Origin of the sequence: Nonomuraea sp. NPDC005983, assembly GCF_040614375.1 — a bacterium.
Taxonomy (GTDB): domain Bacteria; phylum Actinomycetota; class Actinomycetes; order Streptosporangiales; family Streptosporangiaceae; genus Nonomuraea.
Genome location: NZ_JBEXUP010000245.1, coordinates 1 through 6,906, shown reverse-complemented (window position 1 = coordinate 6,906; position 6,906 = coordinate 1). Strand labels below are relative to the sequence as shown.

Below are 6,906 nucleotides of genomic sequence, written 5' to 3'. Positions count from 1 at the left end.
GGTTTGCGGCGACCGGCAGGGGGCCGCAAACCACTGCGGCACGCGCGGCCCCGGCCAGCGACCGCGCCTCCGCGTACGGTTGGCGCAGCGCCGCCCAGGCCGCGGCGGCAGTGTCCCAGGCCTTCAGCCGCCAGGCGGCCACCTCGGCACCACCGGCAGTCGCGCGCTCCCCATCGGTAGCCCCCGCCGGCCGAGCGGCCCCCTCGCCGCCGTCAGCCAACCCCGGACCACCGTCAGAAAGCTCCCGCGCGGACTCCTCCGGAGAGGGCTGCCAGGTGTGTGACCGCGCGCCGCCGAGATGAGCGGGTGGGCCCGCGAGGGCGGTGAAGGTGAGGTGCTGGGCCTGCTGGAGGTCGCCCTCCACCTTCAGCAGGGACGCCAGCGCGTGCAGCTCCGGCAGCAGCGGGCCACCGAGCTGGGCGCCCGTCACCAGGAGCGGCCAGAAGTAGCGGGAGCTGTCCGTCAGCTCCTGCTCGCGCAGCGTGCGGGACGCCAGCTCGCGGGCCTCGTCGTGACGGCCGCGCGCCATCAGCAGCTCGACCTCCCTGCGGACGTGCGGCAGCACGTTCTGGTCTCGGTAGGTGCCCCGTGACAGCACGCTGCGCGAGGCCGCGAGCAGCGACTCGGCCCGGTCGAGCTGGCCGCGGGCGAGCGCGATGTCGACGGCGAAGCCCTGCAGGCTGGCCCGGTACGGCGCCGGCGGGGCGAGGTCGAGGGCGTGCTCGATGACCTCCAGCGCCTCCTTCCAGCGGCCGAGCGACACCAGCGGCTCGGCCAGGTTGATCGACAGGAACGTGCCCGAGGTGCGCGCCAGGCCGTACTGGTCGGACTCGGTGACGCCGTCGCGGGCGACCTTGGCGGCCTGCTCGTGGCGGCCCGCACCCTCCAGCGCGTCGGACTCGGAGATCGCGTTGCGCATGACCGCGTTGTAGGCGCCCGCCTTGCGGGCGAGCCGCCGCGCCTCGGCGAAGGAGTCGACCTGCTCGTCGATCTCGGAGTAGCGGAAGCGCGCCCAGGTGAGGGTGATCATCGCGTGCGCCTCCGTGGCGGCGTCGCCCACCTGGCGGCCGAGCTCCATGGCCTGCTGCGCGATGGAGATCTTCTCCTGCCACATGTCGGGCGCGTGCAGCATGCGGGCCAGGGTCTCGAGCACCTGGCCGCGCAGCTTGCTCGGCGGCTCGGCGGGCACCAGGGTGGCGGCCTCGCGCAGGTCGTCGAGGTTGCCCGGCCTGCCGAGGTCGTAGCGGGTCAGGCCGCGCTGCCGGAGCAGGCGGGCGGCGGCGATCGGGTCGGCGGACGGGTCGAGTTCGGCGAGCGCGGCGGTGGCCAGGGCGATGGCGCGCTCATACTCGCCGGCCAGGTGGGCGGAGGTGGATGCCTGTCTGAGGACGTCGATGTGGCCGATGGCGATGCGCTCTGCGGCGTCGGGCACCTGCTCCCACAGCTCCAGCACCCTGGACAGCATGCGGAGCTGCTCGTCGTAGGCGGTGGACTTGCGGGCGGCGGCGGCCGCGCGCCAGGCGCTGACCAGCGCCCAGGTGCTGTCGTGGGCGGAGTGCCAGTGGTGGGCCAGCTCGATGGCGCCGCGCGGCGCGGGCAGGATCGACAGGTCCTGCTCCAGCGCCTGCGCGAAACGGGTGTGCAGGCGGGTGTGCTCGCCGGGCAGCAGGTCGTCGTGGAGCGCCTCACGGATCAGCGCGTGCCGGAAGGCGTAGCCCTCACCGTCGACGACGAGGACGTTGCCCGCCACGGCCGGACGCAGCGCGCGGGAGAGCGCGCCCTCGTCGAGCCCGGCGACGGCGGACAGCAGGTCGTGCTCGATGCGCTGGCCGCCCGCGCTGGCCACGCGCATCAGTTCCTGGGTCTCGTCGGGCAGCCGCTCGACGCTGGCGAGCAGCAGGTCGCGCAGCGACTCGGGCAGCGCGTCGCCGTCGGGCTCGCTGAGCAGCGCCTCCACGAACAGCGGGTTGCCCTCGCTGCGCGCGTAGACCACCTCCATGTCGGCGGCGGACGGCTCGCGTTCCAGGATGCTCGCCGCCTGGGCGACGACCTCTCTGCGGGTGAGCCTGCGCAGCTCCAGCCTGGCGACCCAGTCGACGCGGCCCAGCTCGGCGAGCAGCGGGCGCAGCGGGTGGTTGCGGTGCAGCTCATCGGTGCGGTAGGTGACGACGATCAGCAGAGGGACGTCGGAACGCTGGTAGCGGACGAGGAACGACAGCAGGTCGCGGGTGGACCGGTCGGCCCAGTGCGCGTCTTCTACGACCAGGAGCACCGGCTGGTCTTCCGCCAGCCGTTCCAGCAGGCCGAGCATCTGCTCGAAGAGCCGCGCGCGGGCCTCGGGGCCGTCTCTGTCGGGCTCGCCGAACTCGGGCAGCAGCCGGGCCAGCCCACGGGTGGTGCCGCCGGGCACCAGCTCGGCCACCCGGTCGCGGCCGAGGCCGCGCACCAGGCCGCGCAGCACGGCGGTGAACGGCGCGAACGGCAGGCCCTCGGTGCCGAGTTCGAGGCAGCCGCCGACCAGCACCAGCGCGTCGTCGACCTGGTCGGTGAACTCTCTGATCAGCCTGGTCTTGCCGACGCCCGCCTCGCCGCCGACGAGCACCGTGGACGCGGTTCCGGCGCGGGCGCGTGACAGCGCCCGCCCGAGCGCGGCGAGCTCGCCGGACCGGCCGACGAGCAGGGGGCTCACCGTGTGGATGCTCACGCCCCCAAGGATGCCATCCGGCAACGACAGAACGAGCCCTCGCCTGCCAGGGATCTCACAGGCCGGAACGAGCCCTCGTTCCATCACTCGACAGGTAGGCGCTCCACGCCGTGGATACTCATGTCCGAGCGCCTTCCCCAGCGAGGACCGTTAGCGCAGGACCTTTCGCCAGAAGGTGGCCGACTCCTCGTAGCCGAGCGCGTGGTAGAACTCCGGCGCCCGGCGGGTGGCCATGGCGACGTAGCGGGCATCGCGCGAGCGTGCCCACGCCTCGAACCCTTCCAGCAGCCCTCTGCCGATGCCCTGCCTGCGCGAGCCCGCCTGCACCATGGCCTCCTCGACCCAGGCGACGGGCCCGTTGGCGAACAGGGTCAGGTGGACGAACCCCAGCAGGTATCCATGGAGACGGCCGTCGACCACGGCTGTGAGCAGTATGGCGTCCTCGTTCTTCAGCAGCTCGGGAAGCGCCAGGTCGAAGGCCTCGCGCTCGGGCTTGAACGTCAGGCCGAACTCCCTGGCCAGCGCGAACAGCTGGTCCGCGTCGGCCTTCTCAGCCCTCCTGTATTGAAGATCATTAGACGTCATGATGTACGACCTTAGATCGTCCGGTGAGGCCCGTCCAATCACGTTCAGCCTGTGAGCGCCTTGATCGCCTGCTGGGAGATCTCCTCGGCGCCCTTCAGGAGTACGTCCTCGGCGACCGGGGTGGTGTCCTTGCCCTGGGCGAGGATGTCGTCGCCCTTGTTGTCAGTGCCGAAGTATCGGACGTCGACCGTCGTGTTCCCCATGACCAGGTATACCCAGACGTTGGTGGTTCCCTTCAGGTTCGAGGTGTACATCGCGTGCGCCTCGTCCCCGACGTCCGACAGGTCCTTCACCTGGCCGTACGTGCTCAGGTACTTCAGGCCCGGGTTCTCCTCCTTGGTGCCGCCCATGTCCTTCATCGAGTCGAAGCTCCAGGCGGCGTCGCTCCTGGCGGCGTCCACGCTGGGCCAGACGTTGACGGCGAGGTGGATGGAGCGCAGCTCCAGGTGGCCGTTCTTGAGGTTCTTGGTCTTCTGCGTCCACACGCAGCCCTTCCTGAGGGCGCCGTACCCGTCCTTCTGGACGCCCGGCTCGGACACCGCCTTGGGCGCGAGCCGTGACGTCAGGCTCGCCGGGAGCAGGTCACACACCTCGGGCACCGCCTTCAGCGGCGCGAACGTGGACGTCGCGGTCGGCGTTTCGGACGCGGAGGCCGTTTCGGACGGCAGCGACGAGGCCGGCGGCTCCGCGGAGGGCGGCGCAGAGGGCGGGGTGGATGTAAGGGCGGAGGGCAGAGCAGACGGCAGTTCGAAGGTCGGCCGGGCCAGCGGAGGAGGGCTCTCCTGCCCGACGTTGCGCACGGCGATCAGCCCGCCGCCCAGGACGGCCACCGCCGCGGCGCCGGCCAGGACGCCCTTCGCCCACCCCGGCGCCCTGGACGTCGTGGGCCGCTCGCCCCCGGCGTCCGGCCAGTAGGAGGTCGGAGGGACGGGCGGCGCGCTCTGACCCTGCATGTCTGATCACTCCCGATCATTACAAATGGGAAGCTCTTGGCCCGTTGACTCGGGAAATATAGCGAACCGAAACCGGCAAACACTATGGTTCCGTGTCGTGCCTGGTCTGGGGGATTCGAAGATCGCAGGCCGCTATCGGGTGCTGCGCGCGCTCGGCCAGGGAGGCATGGGCACCATCTGGCTCGCCCACGACGAGCTGCTCGACCGCCAGGTGGCGATCAAGGAGGTGCTCCTTCCGCAGTCCCTCGGACCGGCCGAGCGGGCGGAGGCGCTCCAGCGGGCCGTGCGCGAGGCGATGGCGGCCGCCCAGTTGCGCCATCCCGGCATCATCACCATCCACGACGTGCTGTCGGAGGACGGCAGGCCGTGGATCGTCATGGAACTGCTCCGAGGCCGCGACCTGAAGGACGCGGTGGCCGCCGAGGGCCCGTGGTCGCCCGAGCGCACGGCGGCGCTGGGGTTGCGGGTGCTGGAGGCGCTGTCGATGGCGCACGCGCACGGCATCCAGCACCGGGACGTGAAACCGGCGAACGTGTTCCTGAGCGACGACGGCCGCGTCATCCTGACGGACTTCGGCATCGCCCGCCTGGAGGACCAGGCGACGATCACCGAGTCGGGGCTGCTGATCGGCTCGCCCGGTTACATCGCGCCGGAGCGGCTGCGCGGCGAGCGTGGCGGCCCCGAGTCGGACCTGTGGTCGCTGGCCGCCACGCTGTACGCCACGGTCGAGGGCCAGGCGCCGTACGTGGGCACGTCCCCGATGTCGGTGCTGCGTGACGCGCTGACTCTGCCGCCCAGGCCGCCGCAGCGTGCCGGGCACCTCGGGCCGGTGCTGATGCTGATGCTGGCGCGCGAGCCGTTCCAGCGGCCGGTCGCGCAGGCGGCCGAGCAGCTGCTGCGGCGGGTCGCGGACGGCGGCCCCGCGCTCGCCCCGCCGCCTCCCAGGCGAGGGAAGCTGCTGCCCGTCCTGGTCGGGGCCGGGGTGGTGGCGGCAGCGGCGGCGGCCGTCGCGTTCGTCGCGCTGCGCCCCTCGGGGCAGGAGGAGCAGGCGAGCGCGGCGACCCAGCAGACCACACAGCAGACCAGCCAGCAGCCGACTCAGCAGGCCACCCGGCCGGCCACGCCGCGCCCCGAGCAGACCGCCAGGTTCAGCGTCCCGGTGGACATGTGCAGGCTGCTCACCGCCGGTCAGGTCGCCAAGCTCGCTCCCGGCGTGGGCAAGGGCAGGCGCGACGGCGACTCCTGCGAGTGGACCGCCCGCGGCAAGGGCATCAGCGTCCAGGCCATGGACCTCCAGGACCTCCAGGACAAGTGGGCCGGCGGTCCTGACGACGCGGAGCTGCAGTACGCCAACTACCGCAACGTCCGGGGCCAGCCCGCCAGGATGTCCTGGAGCTGGCCCGAGATCGGCCTCGAGAAGCCGGTCACCCAGCCGCGGGTGAACGTCGCCGACCTGGAGGGGATCGGTGACGAGGCGTTCACCTACGAGTACGCGGCCCCGCAGGGGAAGGCGGAGCACATCACGGTGATCTTCCGGCTCAGCAACGTGAACGTCGAGGTCGAGTACGTGGACGTGAGCAAGATCGGCGACAACGCGGCCATGCGGGAGGCGGCGAGGAACGCCGCACGGTGGGCCGCACGGGCACTGAACGGCCAGGAGTGAGGCATGAACCAACCGCGACTCATCGGCGGCCGCTACCGGCTGGTCGAACAGCTCGGCCGCGGCGGCATGGGCATCGTCTGGCGCGCCCAGGACACCGCGATCGGCCGCGAGGTGGCCGTCAAGCAGGTGCTGCTCCCGCCGAACCTCTCCCCCGCCGACCAGCACGCGCTGCGCCGGCGCACACTGCACGAGGCCCGATCGGCGGCCAGGATCCGGCATCCGGCGGTGGTGGCCGTGCACGACGTGGTCGAGGACGGCGGCGAGCCGTGGATCGTCATGGAGCTGGTGCGAGGGCGTTCGCTCGACCAGGTGATCAAGTCGGGCGGCCCGATGTCGCCGGCGTGGGCCGCGTCGATCGGGCTGTTCGTGCTGTCGGCGCTGGCCACGGCGCACGCGCAGGGCCTGCTGCACCGGGACGTCAAGCCGGGCAACGTGCTGCTGTCCGACGACGGCCGCATCCTGCTGTCGGACTTCGGCATCGCCGCGCCCGCCGGAACCGCCCAGCGGGGCGCGACCGCCCCCGTCGGCACGGCGGGGTTCACCGCGCCCGAATGTCTCACCGATGGCGCGCTCCCCGGGCCGCCGTCGGACCTGTTCTCGCTGGGCGCGACCGTCTACACGGCGGTCGAGGGTGTCCAGCCGTTCCAGCGCAACACCGCGATCGCCACGCTCGGCGCGGTCCTGACCGAGCCGCCGCGCCCGCCGCAGCGGGCGGGCACGCTGGCGCCGCTCCTGCTCGGCCTGCTCGCCAAGGACCCCGGAAGCCGTCCTGACCTGCGGACGCTGCGCCGGGCGCTGGAGCAGGTCGCGGGCCGGCCGGTGCCGACGGTCAGGGTTCCCGCGCCCGCGTGGGTGGTCCCGCGCGTGGCTGCGTTCGCGTCGGCGGCGGGTGTGGTCGTGGCGTTCGTCCTGGCGGTCACGCTGATCCTGGTCACGTCGTCGTCCGCGGAACCGAGCAGCCCTGCGCCCGCGGCGGCCACGACGGCGAGGCCCGCCCCCAG

Annotated in this window: 5 protein-coding genes; 2 read left to right on the top strand and 3 right to left on the bottom strand. The window is 72.6% G+C overall.

Going from position 1 to position 6,906, the window contains the following annotated elements:
- The 3 genes from ABZ297_RS45745 to ABZ297_RS45735 form a co-directional block, all read right to left on the bottom strand.
- The coding region (locus ABZ297_RS45745) for an AAA family ATPase (protein ID WP_355360546.1) at nucleotides 1–2,704 on the bottom strand (2,704 nt) is incomplete at its 3' end.
- 150 nt (nucleotides 2,705–2,854) lie between these two features.
- Nucleotides 2,855–3,289, bottom strand: coding sequence for a GNAT family N-acetyltransferase (locus ABZ297_RS45740; protein WP_355360543.1), 435 nt, complete (start codon nucleotides 3,287–3,289; stop codon nucleotides 2,855–2,857).
- A gap of 44 nt (nucleotides 3,290–3,333) precedes the next feature.
- A complete protein-coding gene (locus tag ABZ297_RS45735; protein ID WP_355360540.1) occupies nucleotides 3,334–4,242 on the bottom strand; it encodes a hypothetical protein in 909 nt (302 codons plus the stop codon).
- Nucleotides 4,243–4,339: 97 nt separating this feature from the next.
- On the opposite strand from ABZ297_RS45735, the gene ABZ297_RS45730 reads away from it, so the two are divergent.
- Together ABZ297_RS45730 and ABZ297_RS45725 are read left to right on the top strand one after the other, a co-directional pair.
- Nucleotides 4,340–5,905, top strand: a complete 1,566-nt coding sequence (locus ABZ297_RS45730; protein WP_355360537.1) for a serine/threonine-protein kinase — start codon at nucleotides 4,340–4,342, stop codon at nucleotides 5,903–5,905.
- A gap of 3 nt (nucleotides 5,906–5,908) precedes the next feature.
- Nucleotides 5,909–6,906: serine/threonine-protein kinase (locus tag ABZ297_RS45725; RefSeq protein WP_355360534.1), on the top strand; the 998-nt coding region annotated here is incomplete at its 3' end.

Excerpts from the sequence above, each read along its gene's own strand:
- ABZ297_RS45740 (WP_355360543.1), bottom strand. The coding sequence starts at position 3,289 with ATGACGTCTAATGATCTTCAATACAGGAGGGCTGAGAAGGCCGACGCG.
- ABZ297_RS45735 (WP_355360540.1), bottom strand. The coding sequence starts at position 4,242 with ATGCAGGGTCAGAGCGCGCCGCCCGTCCCTCCGACCTCCTACTGGCCG.